This is a genomic window from Streptomyces sp. NPDC092369, assembly GCF_044755245.1.
Classification (GTDB): domain Bacteria; phylum Actinomycetota; class Actinomycetes; order Streptomycetales; family Streptomycetaceae; genus Streptomyces.
In genome coordinates, this window is sequence record NZ_JBIVQP010000006.1 from 249785 (window position 1) to 265998 (window position 16214).

Below are 16214 nucleotides of genomic sequence, written 5' to 3' on the forward strand. Positions count from 1 at the left end.
CGGAACGGAATCCCGTCCGGGAATGCACGGTTCGCCGTAGCACATCATCAAATGTCGACTAATGAACAAGGGCGCCCCCGGCGGTCCCGCGCCCTCACCCTTGACGCAGACGGACGGGGAACCGGTCGGCTGCCCGACCGGTTCCCCGTCCGTCACGAACTTATGACCTGTCAGTTCTGTTACAGAGCAGGCAGGTTGAGCGCGAGAGGCGCTCAATAACCGGAGTGTTCCGCACAGAAGCGACCACTCTGGTACGAACGCCATCAACTCCCGCTCGGCCGGACCTGCTTGGCGCCCCGCCCCGGCAGCGCGAACATCAGCAGGAAGATCAGCCCCATCACTGCGGCCACCCACCCCAGCGCACCCTGGAAGGCGTCCACGAACGCGGGACCCACCCGCTCCGGCGTCAGGTGGTCGTCCATCGTGCCGAAGAAGACCACCGACACCAGCCCGAGCCCCAGCGCGTTGCCCATCTGCTGAACGGTGTTGATGAGCCCGGACGCCGAACCGGCGTGCTCGCGCGGCACCTCGGACAGGATCGTGTCGGTCAGCGGGGCGAAGATCAGGCCCATGCCGGCGCCCATCACGACCAGCGGAAGCGCCATCTGCCAGGAGGCGATGGCCAGTCCGTACCGCTCGGACTCCCAGAGGTAGAGCAGCACGCCCGCGGCCATCACCAGCGCACCGGCCTGGAGGACGTTGCGTCCGCCGACGCGGGGCACCAGCTTCTGCACCGACATCCCGGCCGCCACCGAGACGGCGACGGAGAACGGCACACCGGTCAGCCCCGCCCGCAGCGGGCTCCAGCCCAGGCCGATCTGCATGTACAGCGTCCAGACGAGGAAGAAGATGCCGAGTGCGACGCCGAACACGGTCTGCACGGCGATGCCGGCCGCGAAGCTCTTCACCTTGAACAGGGACAGTTCGACGAGCGGGGAGCCGTCCCGCGCCGCCTTCTTCCTCTCGTACGCCACCAGCCCCCAGAAGACGCCGATCGAGCCGGACATCGACACGAACCCCCAGGCGGGCCAGCCCAGTTCGTCGCCGCGGGTGAGGGGGTAGAGCAGCATCAGCAGGCCGAGGGTGACCAGGGCGACGCCCACCAGGTCCAGCTTCAGGGCGCGCGGCGCCTTCGACTCGGTGATGAAGCGGCTGCCGAGGATCAGGCCCGCGATGCCGACGGGCAGGTTGATGAGGAAGATCGGGCGCCATTCGAGGCCGAAGAGGTTCCATTCGGTGAGCAGGGCGCCGAGCAGCGGGCCGGAGACGGCGCCCAATCCGACGATCGCGCCGAACAGGCCGAACACCTTGCCGCGTTCGTGCGCCGGGAAGGTCGCGTGCACGATCGACAGCACCTGGGGCACCATCATCGCCGCCATGGCGCCCTGGAGGATCCGCGAGGCGACCAGCATCTCCGGGTTGGCGGCGAAGCCGCACAGCGCGGAGGCGAGCGTGAAGCCGCCGATGCCGATGAGGAACAGCCGCTTGCGGCCGTGGATGTCACCGAGCCGGCCGCCCGTGATCAGCCCTGCGGCGAAGGCGAGCGCGTAACCCGCGGTGATCCACTGGATCTGGTTGAAGGAGGCGCCCGCGTCCCGCTGGATCGACGGGATCGCCACATTGACGATCGTGACGTCGACGAGGTCCATGAAGGCCGCGGTCATCACGATGGCGAGCGCGAACCAGCGCCGCCGGTCACCCGGGGCGGGCCGCACGCTGTCGTCGGGTGCCGCCGTCACCGCCGGCTGGGTGCTGAGAGGTGTGGTCTCCGTTGAGGTCATGAGACGAACCTAGAAGGCAACTAGGTCAGATCGTGTCCTAGTTCTACGGCATCCTCGAACTCATGACGACGGACACCCCGGCCCGGCTCCTCCAACTCCTCTCCCTCCTCCAGACGCCCCGCGAGTGGCCCGGCGGCGAGCTCGCCGACCGGCTCGGCGTCTCGCGGCGCACGATCCGCCGTGACGTCGACCGGCTGCGCGAGCTGGGCTACCCCGTCGAGGCCTCCCTGGGCTCCGACGGCGGCTACCGGCTCGTCGCGGGCAAGGCGATGCCCCCGCTCGTCCTCGACGACGAGGAGGCGGTGGCCATCGCGGTCGGCCTGCGGGCGGGCGCGGGACACGCGCTGGAGGGCGTCGACGAGGCCTCCGTACGCGCCCTCGCCAAGCTGGAGCAGGTGCTGCCCTCCCGGCTGCGGCACCGCGTCTCCACGCTCCAGGCCGCGACGACCCCGCTGACCAGCGGTGACGGCGCGAGCATCGCCCCTGAGACGCTGACCGTGATGGCCTCGACGGTGGCGGGGCACGAGCGCCTTCGGTTCGCCTACCGCGCGGCCGACGGCACCGAGTCGCGCCGCCTCACCGAGCCCTACCGCCTGGTCTCGACCGGCCAACGCTGGTATCTCGTCGCCTACGACCTCGACCGCGCCGACTGGCGCACCTTCCGCGTCGACCGGGTCGCCGACCCCTTCGCGACCGGCGCACGGTTCGCCCCGCGGGAGCTGCCCACGGGGAGCGCGGCGGAGTACCTGCGGCTCTCGATGCAGCGACGGCAGGAGTCGTACGACGTCGATGTCACCTTCGCCGCCCCCGCCGAGTCCGTCGCGGGCCGCCTCCCGAACTGGCTGGGCACACCCGAACCCCTCACCGCCGACAGCTGCCGCCTGCGCACCACGGTCGGCGACAAGAAGGAGTGGCTGGCGGTCCGGCTCGCCATGGTGGGCTTCGAGTTCACGGTCCGGGAACCGGCGGAACTGGCGGAGTGCGTACGGGAGTTGGGTGGCCGGCTGACTCGGGCTGCGGGCGGCTGAGGACACCGGCGGCAGCCGAGCCGCGGCCCCTGCGCCACCGGCCTACCCTCTCGCCAGGTCCGCCCACGGGAAGTCGCGCAGCGCCTCCAGGTTCCGCAGCGCCATCGCGGCCGGTCCCTTCGGCCCCGACGCGGGTGCCTCGCCGGCGGCCCAGCCTTCCACGGCGACCCGTACGGCGGCACTGGCCACGGCGGCCGCGAAGCGCAGGCCGGGGGACTGGGCGGGGCCGCTGCCAACGTTGTCCGCACGCCGCTCCGGAGCCCCGTCGGCTCCCCGTTCCGCAGCCGCGTCAGAACCCCGTACCGGAGCCTCCCCCAGCCGCTCCGCCAGTACCTCGCCCAGCTTGCCCTCCGCGTCGTGCGACACCTCCGCCCACACCTTGCGCAGGGCGGGGCTCGTGTCGGTGAGGCGGATGAGGGTGCGGACCAGTTCCCAGGAGGCGGCGGAGACGCCGACGCCGGGGGTCAGGGTGTGGCGTACCGCGTGTTCCAGTGCCTCGGGCACGGAGAGGTCGGCGGGGGCCGCGCGGAACGCCTCGCCCCAGCGCTCGGCGCCCGCCGCGTACAGCGGGGCGACGGCTTCCTCCTTGGAGGCGAAGTAGCGGTAGAAGGTGCGCGGGGCGATGCCGGCCGCCTGGGCGATGTCCTCGGCCCGGGTGGCGCGCAGTCCGTGCCGTACGAACAGTCCGGCCGCGGCCCGCGCGATCTCCATCCGGGTCGCGGCCTTGCGCCGTTCGGTCAGCGAGGACGCGCGGGACTGCTGGGCGGGGGTGGAACTGCTCACACCGGCAGGCTATGCCCATGTGGCACAATCTGCCATTCGGCGGGCCACCCCGGGGTTCAGGTTCGGGGTGCCCCGCCGTCCACTCTGCCCTGCCCGGCCGCGGACGACAAAAGCGGCGGTACGAGGGCATGGGGGGCGGGCAGAAAAAGAGCCGGGCTCCGGCGCCCGGGGGGAGGGCGCCGAAGCCCGGCTCAGGGAAGGTCCCGGCGCCGGGGGGGAGTGCGTCGGGACGTGGTCCAAGGGGGTCGAGGGACGGTGTCCCCTGACCTGAACTCCTGGGCCCTGAAGTCTTGTTCCCGGGGCCCAGTTGCTTGAAGCGGCGGAACACAGCCATGTTTGCGCCGGTGTTCCGCCACCGGGCGTACGCGGTGGGGGCTGTCGTACGCCACTGGCATCTGCCGGGTGACGCACGCTCCCCCGCGCCGCTTACGCCGCCGCTTCGAAGCCGGTGTCGCGGGCCAGCTTCTTCAGTTCCAGCAGTGCGTGCTTCTCGATCTGACGGATGCGCTCACGCGTCAGGCCGTGCTCCTTGCCGACCTCGGTCAGCGTCCGCTCGCGGCCGTCGTCGATGCCGTAGCGCATCTTGATGATGGAGGCCGTGCGCGGGTCCAGGCGGCCGATCAGGTCGTCCAGTTCCTCGCTGCGCAGCAGGGTCAGGACGGACTGCTCGGGAGAGACCGCGGAGGTGTCCTCCAGCAGGTCGCCGAACTGGGTCTCGCCCTCGTCGTCCACCGCCATGTTCAGCGAGACCGGGTCGCGGGCCCAGTCCAGGACGTCGATGACGCGCTCCGGGGTGGACGCCAGCTCGGCGGCGATCTCGGCGGGCTCCGGGTCGCGGCCGTGCTCGCGGTTGAACTCGCGCTGGACGCGGCGGATCCGGCCGAGCTCCTCCACCAGGTGGACGGGGAGCCGGATGGTGCGGGACTGGTCGGCGATCGAGCGGGTGATCGCCTGACGGATCCACCAGGTCGCGTAGGTCGAGAACTTGAAGCCCTTGCGGTAGTCGAACTTCTCCACCGCGCGCACCAGGCCCGCGTTGCCCTCCTGGACCAGGTCCAGCAGGGGCAGACCGCTGCGCGGGTAGCGACGGGCGACGGCCACGACCAGGCGGAGGTTGGAGCGGATGAAGACGTCCTTGGCCCGCTCTCCCTCGTCGACCAGGGCCTGCAGCTCCTCGCGGCTGGCCTCGGCCTGCGAATCCTCGTATCCCTCGAGAACCTGTCGCGCGAACACACCCGCCTCGATGATCTGAGACAGCTCGACCTCCTTGGCGGCGTCGAGCAGCGGTGTGCGCGCGATCTCGTCGAGGTACATGCCGACCAGGTCACGGTCGGCGATCTCGCCGGCGTGGGCGCGAACACTGCTTGCCCTGTCGGCCGTCTCGCCAGAGGCGGACTTACGACGGGCGACGGCACGGGTTGCCATGCGAGCTCCCTTGCGATGGTGGCTGGCGGGTGGTCTCTCGGATATCGGGTACTCAGCTTCGAGTGCCTCTCAGCACCTTTCTCGGGTGCCCTGCATCCGAAGGAAACAACGACTGGAATCCGGACAGAATTCCCAACCTGCCCCCCGATTTTTCTGATCATGCAGTACCCTGTGCCGCCACGGAGGTGGTCCGGTGTCGTCGGAACGTACAGAGGTGCAGGTCAGGGCAGGAGTCGAGGCGGACCTCGAAGCCCTCACCGCCCTCTACAACCACTACGTCCGTGAGACGCCGATCACATTCGATACCGCCGTCTTCGCTCCGGAAGAGCGCCGCCCTTGGTTGCTCTCCCACCCTGAAGACGGCCCGCACCGGCTGAAGGTTGCCGAAGATGCGGACACACAGGAGATTCTGGGCTACGCCACATCCGGCCCTTACCGTGCCAAGCCCGCCTACTCGACCTCGGTGGAGGTCACGGTCTACGTCGCCCCGCGCGCGGGAGGCCGCGGCATCGGCACGCTGCTCTACAAGGCCCTCTTCGAGTCCCTGGCGGCCGAGGACCTGCACCGGGCCTACGCCGGTATCGCACAGCCCAACGAAGCGTCCACGCGGCTGCATGAACGCTTCGGGTTCCGGCATGTCGGCACCTACAGGGAGGTGGGCCGCAAGTTCGGCCGCTACTGGGACGTCGCCTGGTACGAGAAGGAGCTGTAGCAAGGAGCCGCAGTACCGGGCGGCCGGGACTCAGCCGAACTGCACCGACCGCTTCGCCATCCCCATCCAGAACCCGTCGATCACCGACTTCTGCGCGTCCAGCTCGCCGGTCACCTCGGCCGCGCCCATGGTCACGAAGAGCGGGGCGAAGTGCTCGGTGCGCGGGTGGGCGTAGCGGCCGGCCGGGGCCTTGTGGAGGAAGTCCAGCAGCCCGTCCCAGTCACGGGTCTCCAGCGCGTTGCGGCCCCAGTCGTCGAACTCCGAGGACCAGGTGGGCACTCCCCCGCCGGTGTGCCGCAGCGCGGCGAGGTTGTGGGTGAAGAAGCCGGAGCCGACGATCAGGACGCCCTCGTCGCGCAGGGGCGCGAGCCTGCGGCCGATCTCCATCAGCTTCACCGGGTCGAGGGTGGGCATGGAGACCTGGAGGACCGGGATGTCGGCGGCCGGGAACATCTCGACGAGCGGGACGTAGGCGCCGTGGTCGAGGCCGCGGTCCGGGACGTCCTGCACGGGGATGCCGGGGGCGCGCAGCAACTTCCGTACCGACTCGGCGAGTTCGGGGGCGCCGGGAGCGTCGTAGCGGACCTGGTAGTAGTGCTCGGGGAAGCCCCAGAAGTCGTGGACGAGCGGGACCGGGTCGACCGCGCCGAGGGCGAGCGGGGCCTCCTCCCAGTGGGCGGAGACCATCAGGATCGCCTTGGGGCGGGGCAGCTCCGCGGACCAGGCGGCGAGTTCGCCGGGCCAGATGGGGTCGTCCGCGAGCGGCGGGGCGCCGTGGCTGAGGTAGAGGGCGGGCATGCGCTCCGGTGCGGCGGTGGACATGACGGTCACTCCCCATGCTTGAACTCTCAACTTCTCCAGGAAGAGCCTACGCCTGATTTGTTTAACCTTCAAGGAGAGTTCTCGTACAGTGGAGTGCATGAACCCGGCACCCACATCCGCTGAACCCCACTGGCTCACCGACGAGGAACAGCGCGTCTGGCGCGCCTACATGCAGGCGTCCACGCTCCTTGAGGACCATCTCGACCGTCAGCTCCAGCGGGACGCGGGCATGCCGCACATCTACTACGGGCTGCTCGTGGTGCTCGCCGAGGCGCCGGGGCGGCGGCTGCGGATGACCGAGCTGGCCCGGATGGCGAAGATCACCCGCTCCCGGCTCTCGCACGCGATCGCGCGGCTGGAGAAGAGCGACTGGGTGCGCCGCGAGGACTGCCCCTCGGACAAGCGCGGCCAGTTCGCGGTCCTGACCGACCAGGGCTTCGAGGTGCTCAGGAGCAATGCGCCGGGCCATGTGGCGGCCGTCCGGCAGGCGGTGTTCGCGCGGCTCAGCCCGGAGCAGCAGAAGGCCCTCGGCGACATCATGGAGATCGTCGCCGAGGGCCTGCAGCCCAAGGAAGCGGGTGCGGACCTGCCCTGGCTGCGCTGAGCCGCTCGCTCAACGGGCCGGACAGGTCCGCGGGTTGTACCTACGGGGCGTCCCCTTCCCCGTACGTACGAGTTTTCCGAAGGGGTACCTCGGCGGCCGTCAGTGGGCGATCACCGGTACGGCCAGCTCGTCCTCCACCGCGTCACCGGTGGCGACCGGGCCGCCGCCCTGCTTGCCGGCGGTGACCAGGACCGAGACGATCGCGGCGGCTGCGACCAGCATGCCGACCGCGAACCAGATGGCGTTGGTGTAGCCGTGCACCTGGCCCTGCAGCGCGACGAGCTGCTGCTGGGTCTTGGAGGTACCCGCCGAGGCGATGTGGTCCTTGATGTACGCGGTCGTCGCGGACGCGGCGATCGTGTTCAGCAGGGCCGTGCCGATCGCGCCGCCCACCTGCTGCGAGGTGTTGACCATCGCGGAGGCGACACCCGCGTCCCGGGGCTCGACGCCCAGGGTGGCCAGCGACATGGCGGGCATGAACGCCGTACCCATGCCGAGACCGAGCAGCAGCATCGCGGGCAGGATGATCGAGGCGTACGACGAGCCGATCTCCAGCTGCGTCATCAGGAGCATGCCGACCGCGGCGACCAGGAAGCCGGGGCCCATGAGCAGGCGGGCCGGCAGGCGGGTCATCAGGCGGGTGCCGATCTGGGTGGAGCCGACCATCATGCCGACGATCATCGGCAGGAAGGCGAAGCCGGTCTCGATCGGCGAGAAGCCCTTCACGACCTGGAGGTAGTAGGTCAGGAAGAGGAACGTGCCGAACATCGCGATGATGGCGATGCCGAGCGAGAGGTAGATACCGCCGCGGTTGCGGTCGGTGATCACGCGCAGCGGCAGCAGCGGGGCCTTGACCTTGGCCTCGACGATGACGAACGAGATCAGCAGGACCGCGGACGCGATGAACAGCGCGATGGTCGAGGTGTCGCCCCAGCCGTCGGACTCGGCGCGGGTGAAGCCGTAGACCAGCGAGACCAGACCGAGGGTGGACAGCAGCACGCCCGGGATGTCGAGCGGGTTGCGGTTGCGGCCGCCCTCGGGCTCACGGATGACGAAGTACGCGCCGAGCGCGGCGACGATGGCGAAGGGGATGTTGACGAAGAACGTCCAGCGCCAGTCCAGGTACTCGGTCAGCACACCGCCGAGGATGAAGCCGACGGCGCCACCGCCACCGGCGATCGCACCGTAGATGCCGAAGGCCTTGGCGCGCTCCTTGGCGTCGGTGAACATCACGGCGAGCAGGGAGAGCGCGGCCGGGGCGAGCAGGGCGCCGAAGGCACCCTGGAGGGCGCGGGCGCCGAACATCATGGCGCCGCTGGTGGCGGCACCGCCGAGCGCGGAGGCCAGGGCGAAACCGATCAGACCGACGACGAAGGCGCGCTTGCGGCCCCAGAGGTCGGCGATGCGGCCGCCGAAGAGGAGGAGCCCACCGAAGGCGAGGGCATAGGCCGTGACGACCCACTGCCGGTTGCCGTCGGATATGCCCAGGTCCTGCTGGGCGGAGGGCAGGGCGATGTTCACGATGGTCGCGTCGAGCACGACCATCAGCTGGGCGAGCGCGATGAAGACGAGCGCCTTCCAGCGGTTGGCGTCGCCGGACGTCGCCGGCACGCCATTAGCCTTGGTGGCTGTTTCAGACATGGGGGTACCCACTTCGGTACTTCGGGACGGAAAAATACGGAAAAGAAGACTGTGTCCTGAACGGCCTGTCGTCGTTGACGGCCGGTGGTGTGCCGGACGCGCTGTGGAAGGTGCGGCGCGGCACTGAGTCGGTTCTGAAGCTGTCGAGAACGTTCTGCGGTGTTGAGACTCCCCCGTGACTCCTGACTGATCGGTCGGTTGTCGTCGTCAGACCCTGCGCAGGTCCTCCATGGTCATCGCCGTACCCGGCAGCACGGAGGGGGCCGGGGCCCGCAGTCCGTCCAGGAACAGCTGGAGATGGCGGTGGACGAAGCGGTCCACGCTGAAGCACGCCGTACCGGCCAGGGGCCGGCTGAGCTGGGCGACCGCCATCATGATGTCGCCGACGTCCACGTCGGTGCGGAGCTGACCGGCCGCCTTGGCGCGGCCCATGATCTCCCCGATGAGCTCCTCGCACCGCTCGCGGGCGTCCACCAGATCCGGGTGGTGCTGGTCGAAGGTGCTGGAGATCATCGGGCACAGCGCACTGACCCGCTCGTCGGCGGCCGCGTGCACGAAGCGCTCCAGCGCCCCGAACGCGTCCCCGTTCTCCGCGAGCGCCACCTCGGCCGCCTCGGTCGTCCGGTCCATGACGGAGCAGACGACCTCGCGGACCAGCGCGTCGCGGTCGGGGAAGTTGCGGTACACCGTGGCGTTGCCCACGCCTGCCCTGCGGGCGATCTCGTCGAGCGGCACGTCAGGGCCGAACTCCGTGAACATCTCGCGGGCGGCGGTGACGATCCGCTCCCGGTTGCGCAGGGCGTCGGCTCGTGGCCGGGGCACCTTGCGCTGCACGGGGTTCGCGGTCGTCATGGCGGTCACGGCGTACTCCTTCAAGTCGATGGTTCAGCGATCAGGTCCTGAGGCCGGATCCCGGGATCCGGGGAAGCAGTCCCCGTTTCGCTCGGACGCCTGATTAAACGGGGAAACGATCCCCGGTTATTTCCCGACCTGACGAAGACTTCCTGTGACCTGAGTCACATGCCCTCCGTGCGGAAACCTCCGTTCGGCTCCTCCAGCGCGCGCCCCCGCGACCCGCGACCCAGGGTGATCGAAAGGGCGCAGCCAGAGACCGGCGGCTGCCATGGACGAAGGGCCCGTGCATGCCGCCTGAGCGATCCCAGCCGCTCCGCCGTCGGATACGCCCGCGCCGCGTGGCCGCCCTCGCGTCGGTGACCGCGCTGACCCTGGCGGTCAGCACCTCGGCCGGCACCGGGCACCTCACGGCCGGCTCCACCACGGCCGGCGCCGGCTCGGTCGCCCTGGCCCGCTCCGCCGCCTTCGGTCCCTGCATGATCAGCGGCGGCCACACCGTCCAGATGTCGGAGGGCGTGCCCACCCCCGGCGGCTACTCCCGCTCCACCGGCACGGTCCGCGCCCTGACCCTGATGGTCGACTTCTCGGACGCGCCCGGCAAAGGCACCGCGCTCGACCGCTTCCACGAGTTCTTCCCGCAGACCCAGGAGTGGTTCACCACCGCGTCCTACGGCCGCCTCGACTACCGCCCCGAGACCCCGATCCCGCGCTGGCTGCGCATGCCCAAGTCCTTCCGGGCGTACGGCATAGAGCGCGGCGCGCCCTTCGACCCCGGCTACCGCGACCTGGTCCAGGACATCGTGTCCGCCGCCGACCCGGACGTCGACTTCCGCGGTTACGACTTCCTGAACGTGCTGGTCACCCCGAACGCGGGCCCCTCCGCGCTGGACACCGTCCTGTCGGTGACGTTCGCCGGGAACATGGACGCCCCGGTCGCCGACGGCGTCCCCGTGGCGAACGCCTCCTTCGTCTACTCCCGCCAGGACGACGGCTCCGGCTCCTACGCGCAGACCGGCTACCGCGTGCTCCCGCACGAGAACGGCCATGTCTTCGGCCTGCCCGACCTCTACACCCAGGAGGGCGGCGGCTCGGTCGGCCACTGGGACATCATGAGCGAGGACTGGGGCGCCAACAACGACCTGCTGGGCTGGCACAAGTGGAAGCTGGGCTGGCTGGACGCCTCACAGGTCGGCTGCGCGGCGAGCCGCGGCACGACCGAGTACACGCTGACCCCGCTGGCCCGCCCGGGCGGCGCGAAGCTGATCTTCGTCCCGACCGGTACCCGCACCGGCTACGCGCTGGAGCTGCGCACCCGCGAGGGCAACGACGAGACCGTGTGCCGGCCGGGCGTCCTGGTCTACCGGGTCGACGCCGACGTGGACACCGGCATGGGCCCGGTCACGGTCTACGACTCCCGGCGCGACAGCGGAGGCTGCACCCGCAGCCCGAACGTCAACGCCGAACTGTCCGACGCCCCCTTCACCCCCGGCGAGACCTTCAAGGACCCGCGCCGCGGGATCCAGATCTCGGTGGCGGGAGCGGATCTGGCCGGGGACTACCGGGTACGGGTCACCCGCCGGTGACGGGCCGCGGGGCGGTAGGCGCACGGGTCGGCGCATTACGGTAGGCCTGCCCTGATTGCCGTACCGGAGATGTGATGGCCGCGAACCGCACGTTGGACGCCCTTGCCGATGCTTCAGCGGTGCCGGCGGAGGCGGTCACGCCCCTGATCAGAGGGATCGCCGTGCTGCGGGAGCTGACCGAGGCCGGCGGCACAGTCAGCCTCAGCGGCCTGGAGCGGGCCACCGGACTCGCCCGCTCCACGGTCGACCGCATCACCGCGACCCTCGCGCGCATGGGGTACGTCCGTCTCGACGGCCGCGACGCGATCCTCACCCCCCGCCTGATGGAACTGGGCAACGCCTATCTCTCCGCCCTGCGTCTGCCCGCGCTGCTGGACGCGCGCGCCGACGCCCTCGCCGACGAGCTGGACGAGTCGGTGTCCCTGGCAGTCGCCGACCGCGACGGCATCCGCTTCATCCACCAGGCCACCCGCCGCCGCGCGATGTCCCTCAGCTTCCGCATCGGCGACCTGCTGCCGGCCGAACGCACCGCGCCGGGCCCGCTGTTCGCGACGGAGTGGACGGCACGGGAATGGCGGACCTGGCGCGCACGCCGGTCGGCGGACCCGCAGGACCGAGGCTTCCCGGCCCTGCCGCCCCACGAACACACGGACAGGGAAGCCGACTTCGAGCGCCGGGCGGCCCAAGCCGCCACGGACGGCTGGGCGTTGGACGACGAGCTGATCGAGCCGGGCCTGGTCGCGGTCTCGATGCCGGTACGGGATCCTCGCACCGGCAAGGTCGCCTGCGCGGTCAGCGTGGTCAGCCACACCAGCCGGCACACCGCCGCCGATCTGCGCGACACCCTGCTGCCCAGCCTGCGGGCCGCGGTCGCGGACATGCAGGAGCAACTGCGCACCGCACCACCCCCGGCCCCCGGCGCGGCCCCCTCCGGACTGGCCGGCTGGACCGGCGCCTCCAAGCAGGAACTGGGCCGGGAGTTCATCGAGTCGCTCGCGCGCGGACTGACCGTCCTGACGGCCTTCGGCGAGGGCCGCGCCGCCCTCACCCTCACCGAGGTCGCCCAGTCCACGGGCCTCGCCCGCGCCACCGCCCGCCGCGCCCTCATCACCTACGAGCACCTGGGCCACATCGCCGCCGAGGACCGCGTCTTCCGCCTCACCCCGCGCGTCCTGGACCTCGGCTACCCCCCGCTGTCCCGTATCGCCCTCCCTGGGATCGCCACCCCGCACCTGGCCGAACTCTCCGCGCAGGTCCACGAGTCGTCCTCGCTCGCGATTCTCACCGGCGACGAGATCCAGTACACCGCGCGCGTCGCCACCAGCCGCATCATGAGCGTCAACATCACCATCGGCACCCGCCTGCCCGCGTACGCCACCTCGATGGGCCGGGTGATCCTGGCCGGCCAACCGGCGCCGCACTTCCCCGAGTTGCGCCCGCTGACCCGCCACACCCTCACCGACCCCGACGCCCTGCGGGCCGAACTGGACCGCGTCCGCACGAACGGATACGCCCTGGTCGACGGGGAGTTGGAGGAGGGCCTGCGGTCGATCGCGGTCCCGGTACGCGAGCGCGGCGGACAGATCGTCGCCGCCGTGAACGTCGCCCTGCACAGCAGCCGCCGCACCGCCGAGGAGTGCGTCCACGACATCCTCCCGGCCCTGCGCGCCGCCGCCGACCGCATCGAGGCGGACGTGCGGATCGCGGGGCGCTTCCGGGCGGTGCCCCTCACCTGATACCTTCGCGAAGGAATGTTATTCGACGGAGGGGGAGTCCGAGCGATGACGGTACTGGCAGCCACGGAGACGGGCATACAGGCGGGGGCCGGAGGCGCGGGTGGCGTCCACCGGCCCGCGTATCTCGTCTTCTGTGACGTCGACGAGACGCTGATCAACTGCAAGAGCATGTTCGAGTTCGCCCGCTTCCAGCGCATGCGCCGGTACGGGGACGCCGGGGCGCGCTGGTACGAGGAACTCGCCGGGGAACTGCGCCGGCAGTCCGCCGCCGGCGCGCCGCGGGAGGCCGTCAACCGGTCCTACTACCGCGCCTACGCCGGTGAGAGCGCGGAAACGATGACGACTCTCGGCCGCGCGTGGTTCGACCTCGCCTCGCGGGAGCCGGGGTTCTTCATCGCGTCCACCGTGGCGGAGCTGGACCGGCACCGGGCCGCGGGCGCCGAGGTCGTCCTCGTCTCCGGGTCCTTCGCGCCCTGCCTCGACCCGATCGCCGAACGCGTCGGCGCCCGGCACGTGGTGTGCACCACGCCGGTCGTCCAGGACGGCCAGTACACCGGCGAGGTCCCCGAGCCCGTGATCGGCGAGGGCAAGCGGGCGGCGGTCCTGCGGCTGCTCGCCGAACACCCCGGCGTCGACCCGCGCGACTGCTTCGCCTACGGCGACCATCCCTCGGACTTCCCGATGCTCGACTGCGTGGGGCATCCGCGGGCGGTCGGGGACGATCCGGCGGTACGGGAGCATCTGGCGAGGCGGAGTGCGGGGGTCGCGAACTCCGGCTGCGCGCTGGCCTGTTGGTCGATGGGCCGGGACGAGCACTCCGAGGGGTGCTCGGGGGATTGCGCATTGCCGCTGGGCTGAAGGGAATCGGGCTGACATACGTGAGGGGACGGAGGTCCGATCCTCCGTCCCCTCACGCGTGTGCCGGCTCAGTCGATGCTCCGGCAGATGTGCGGTTCCAGCCAGGCGTCCTCGCTGTCGCCCGCGAGGCGGAGGACCGGTGCCTTCGCTCGTGGGGCGGTGGCGGGTGTCCTCGTGGGCGTTGCCGGAACGGTCTTGCCCTTTCTCGTCCTGCGCTGTCGCATCTCGCTCACCTCTCCATTGGTCGTCTGCGTCCGGGTCGGTTGCCGCTAACGCGCTCCCACCAGTACGGGCTCCACCGCGGGAGCGGCCGTGCGCTGCCGGGCCGGGCGGGCGTGCCGGGTCGGTGCCCAGCGCAGGAGGGCCGAGCCGACCGACATCCCGCCGCCGAAGGCCGACAGGACGGTGAGGTCGCCCTCGGTGAACAGGCCGCGCCGGTGGGCGAGATCGAGCGTGATCGGAACGGACGCGGCACCCGTGTTGCCGTGCAGGGCGAGGGCCAGGTGCATGCGGGCCGCGTCCAGGCCGAGGGCGGGCCAGACCTCGGCGAGCATCACGCCGTTGGCCTGGTGCGGGACGAAGTGCCGGACCGCACGGCCGGGTACGCCCGCCTTGGCCAGCAACTCGTGGATCGCGCCGGGCAGGTTGTCCTGCACGAAGCCCCGGACACCGCGCCCGTCCATCGTGAACCAGTGCGCGCCCTCCGCCAGCGTGTCCGCCGACGCCGGCCGCCTGCTGCCACCCGCCGGCACGCTGATCAGGCGGTGCTGGTCGCCGCGCGTGGTCAGGCTGGTGACGAGGGACCCGGCCCCGGCGGGCACCGGACCGAGAACCACCGCGCCGGCGCCGTCACCGAACAGGATGGCCGTCTTGCGGTCGCCCTCGTCCAGGATGCGGGAGTAGACGTCCGCACCGATGACCAGGGCGTACGGGCCGTGCGTGGACGGACGGTCCGGGTCCGGGCGCATGGCACCGGCCGCGTCGGCCGCGTCCGCCCGCAGCATCCGGTCCGCCGCCGTGAGCGCGAACATGAAGCCGCTGCACACCGAGTTGACGTCGAAGGCGGCGGCGCGGCGGGCACCGATGAGGTCGGTGACGATGGCGGCGGTGGCGGGCTGGGGGTGATCGGGGGTGGAGGTGGCGACGACGACGTACGAGATCTGATCCGACGTCAGTCCGGCCTGTTCAAGGGCCCGTTGGGCGGCCCGGGCGGCGAGGTCCGAGGTGGCCTCGTGCGGGGCGGCGCGGTGTCGTCGTCGTATGCCGGTCTTGTGCTCGATCCACTCGGCGCTTACGCCCGCCGCCGCGCCGACCTCTTCGTTGTCGACGACCCTGGCGGGCAGGTAGGAGCCGGTGGCGATGATGCCGATCGAGGTGCTCGTGCTCATGGGTCTCTCCTCAGGTGGTCGCAACCGTCGTGAACTCGCCGAAGCTCGGGCCGCGCATCTTCAGTTGGGCGTGGATGTCGCCGCCGAGGCCGAAGTGGCCGATGGCGCCGCCGTAGTTCTGCTGGTAGCTCATCCACAGCACGACCACGTTGATCACGCGGTTGGCTCCCGGGGTGCCGGGCGCGGGGAAGGGGTTGGGCAGGGTGGCGCGGTAGTGGGCCATGCCGTTGCTGTCGCTGATGAACGCGTTGGGCACGCCGAGTGGGCCGGGGCGGGTCGGGCCCGCCGGGTCGAGGTCGTGCTCGCGCAGCGACATCACGGTGTAGAGGCTGTCGGGGATCAGGCCGGTGAAGGCGAACGAGAAGTCGGCGCCCCGCCGGTGCGCCGGCACGTGCACCTCCAACTGGCCCCGGGCCTTGACCCATTGACCCAGCGTGATCGGCTCACGCACCTTGGGCCCGTCCTCCTCCCGCAGGTCCGGGATGGGAGCGCCGTGCAGCGGATAACTCGGCCGCCGCACATCGTGCGCGTCGGGCCGCTGTTCCGGGGCGAACAGCATCGGGTAGTTGTTGCAGGGCAACGGCAACGGCAGTGTGTACAGCTGGACCTGGGCGTCCGGTCCGGTCGGGTCCGCGAAGTCCAGCTCGCGCACGACGTCGTAGGGCAGGTTGGTGCCGAGCGGGGGCAGCGGGCTGTCCGGGGAGACCACCGCGCTCCCCCACTCGGAGACTGTCGTGCCGTCCGGGCCGGGCCGGTTGACGCGCCCGACGACGACGAAGTCACCGTTCGCGTCGACGATTTCGCTCGGCGGGTAGAGGGGGCCCTGGGTGGTGACGCTCAGGTCGTAGGTGCGGGTCATGGGTGCGGGGGCGACAACTGCCCCGGGCGCGGTGGTCAGGTCGGGTGCGATGGTCATGTCGGGTGCTCCTTCGCCGGTGCGAAGCCGATACGAACGGCCGGCCGCGGGACGCCTTGCTCGGTGCACCGCAGTGCGGAGG

The 16214-nt window shown here is 71.0% G+C and carries 15 protein-coding genes; 6 read left to right on the forward strand and 9 right to left on the reverse strand.

The genetic code is table 11. The annotated features are described in order from the left end of the window. Window positions 1–263 precede the first annotated feature (263 nt). Window positions 264–1781 carry an MFS transporter gene (locus tag ACIQI8_RS33040; protein ID WP_402358586.1) on the reverse strand — a complete coding sequence of 506 codons (1518 nt, stop codon included), beginning with the start codon at window positions 1779–1781 and terminating at the stop codon, window positions 264–266. Window positions 1782–1843: 62 nt separating this feature from the next. On the opposite strand from ACIQI8_RS33040, the gene ACIQI8_RS33045 reads away from it, so the two are divergent. Further along, complete coding sequence (locus ACIQI8_RS33045) at window positions 1844–2809, forward strand: helix-turn-helix transcriptional regulator (RefSeq protein ID WP_402358589.1); 966 nt, start codon at window positions 1844–1846, stop codon at window positions 2807–2809. 42 nt (window positions 2810–2851) lie between these two features. On the opposite strand, the gene ACIQI8_RS33050 is transcribed toward ACIQI8_RS33045, so the two are convergent. Together ACIQI8_RS33050 and ACIQI8_RS33055 are read right to left on the reverse strand one after the other, a co-directional pair. Continuing rightward, window positions 2852–3592, reverse strand: a complete 741-nt coding sequence (locus ACIQI8_RS33050) for a TetR/AcrR family transcriptional regulator (RefSeq protein ID WP_402358592.1) — start codon at window positions 3590–3592, stop codon at window positions 2852–2854. A gap of 426 nt (window positions 3593–4018) precedes the next feature. After that, the gene (locus tag ACIQI8_RS33055; RefSeq protein WP_402358595.1) at window positions 4019–5017 is read right to left on the reverse strand and encodes an RNA polymerase sigma factor RpoD/SigA; all 999 of its coding nucleotides are present in this window, start codon (window positions 5015–5017) and stop codon (window positions 4019–4021) included. 193 nt (window positions 5018–5210) lie between these two features. Here ACIQI8_RS33055 and ACIQI8_RS33060 point away from each other — a divergent pair, with 193 nt between their 5' ends. Beyond that, window positions 5211–5729: a GNAT family N-acetyltransferase gene (locus ACIQI8_RS33060; RefSeq protein WP_402358598.1), complete on the forward strand. Its 519-nt coding sequence runs from the start codon at window positions 5211–5213 to the stop codon at window positions 5727–5729. 30 nt (window positions 5730–5759) lie between these two features. Here ACIQI8_RS33060 and ACIQI8_RS33065 read toward each other — a convergent pair whose 3' ends face one another. After that, window positions 5760–6551 (reverse strand): dioxygenase, encoded by a 792-nt coding sequence (locus ACIQI8_RS33065; RefSeq protein WP_402358601.1) that lies wholly within the window; start codon window positions 6549–6551, stop codon window positions 5760–5762. A gap of 97 nt (window positions 6552–6648) precedes the next feature. Between ACIQI8_RS33065 and ACIQI8_RS33070 the strand changes: the two genes are divergently transcribed. Further along, on the forward strand, window positions 6649–7155 hold the full coding sequence (locus ACIQI8_RS33070) for a MarR family winged helix-turn-helix transcriptional regulator (RefSeq protein WP_402358604.1): 507 nt from the start codon (window positions 6649–6651) through the stop codon (window positions 7153–7155). A gap of 99 nt (window positions 7156–7254) precedes the next feature. On the opposite strand, the gene ACIQI8_RS33075 is transcribed toward ACIQI8_RS33070, so the two are convergent. Together ACIQI8_RS33075 and ACIQI8_RS33080 are read right to left on the reverse strand one after the other, a co-directional pair. Continuing rightward, window positions 7255–8796 (reverse strand): MFS transporter, encoded by a 1542-nt coding sequence (locus ACIQI8_RS33075; RefSeq protein ID WP_402358607.1) that lies wholly within the window; start codon window positions 8794–8796, stop codon window positions 7255–7257. Window positions 8797–9003: 207 nt separating this feature from the next. Next, complete coding sequence (locus tag ACIQI8_RS33080; RefSeq protein ID WP_402359705.1) at window positions 9004–9648, reverse strand: TetR/AcrR family transcriptional regulator; 645 nt, start codon at window positions 9646–9648, stop codon at window positions 9004–9006. A gap of 290 nt (window positions 9649–9938) precedes the next feature. Between ACIQI8_RS33080 and ACIQI8_RS33085 the strand changes: the two genes are divergently transcribed. From ACIQI8_RS33085 to ACIQI8_RS33095, 3 genes are all read left to right on the forward strand, one after another. After that, the gene (locus ACIQI8_RS33085) at window positions 9939–11234 is read left to right on the forward strand and encodes a M6 family metalloprotease domain-containing protein (RefSeq protein WP_402358610.1); all 1296 of its coding nucleotides are present in this window, start codon (window positions 9939–9941) and stop codon (window positions 11232–11234) included. A gap of 74 nt (window positions 11235–11308) precedes the next feature. Beyond that, entirely contained in the window at window positions 11309–12970 is a 1662-nt protein-coding gene (locus ACIQI8_RS33090; protein ID WP_402358613.1) for an IclR family transcriptional regulator C-terminal domain-containing protein, read from the forward strand. Between the two features lie 45 nt (window positions 12971–13015). Next, the gene (locus tag ACIQI8_RS33095; RefSeq protein ID WP_402358616.1) at window positions 13016–13828 is read left to right on the forward strand and encodes an HAD family hydrolase; all 813 of its coding nucleotides are present in this window, start codon (window positions 13016–13018) and stop codon (window positions 13826–13828) included. A 68-nt stretch (window positions 13829–13896) separates the two neighbouring features. Here the strand turns inward: ACIQI8_RS33095 and ACIQI8_RS33100 are convergent, their stop codons facing one another. From ACIQI8_RS33100 to ACIQI8_RS33110, 3 genes are read right to left on the reverse strand one after another with little or no spacing between them, the layout of a single operon-like run. Then, window positions 13897–14052, reverse strand: a complete 156-nt coding sequence (locus ACIQI8_RS33100) for a hypothetical protein (protein ID WP_402358619.1) — start codon at window positions 14050–14052, stop codon at window positions 13897–13899. Window positions 14053–14097: 45 nt separating this feature from the next. Next, the gene (locus ACIQI8_RS33105; protein ID WP_402358622.1) at window positions 14098–15216 is read right to left on the reverse strand and encodes a 3-oxoacyl-ACP synthase III family protein; all 1119 of its coding nucleotides are present in this window, start codon (window positions 15214–15216) and stop codon (window positions 14098–14100) included. A 10-nt stretch (window positions 15217–15226) separates the two neighbouring features. After that, a complete protein-coding gene (locus ACIQI8_RS33110) occupies window positions 15227–16132 on the reverse strand; it encodes a hypothetical protein (protein ID WP_402358625.1) in 906 nt (301 codons plus the stop codon). Window positions 16133–16214: the final 82 nt, after the last annotated feature.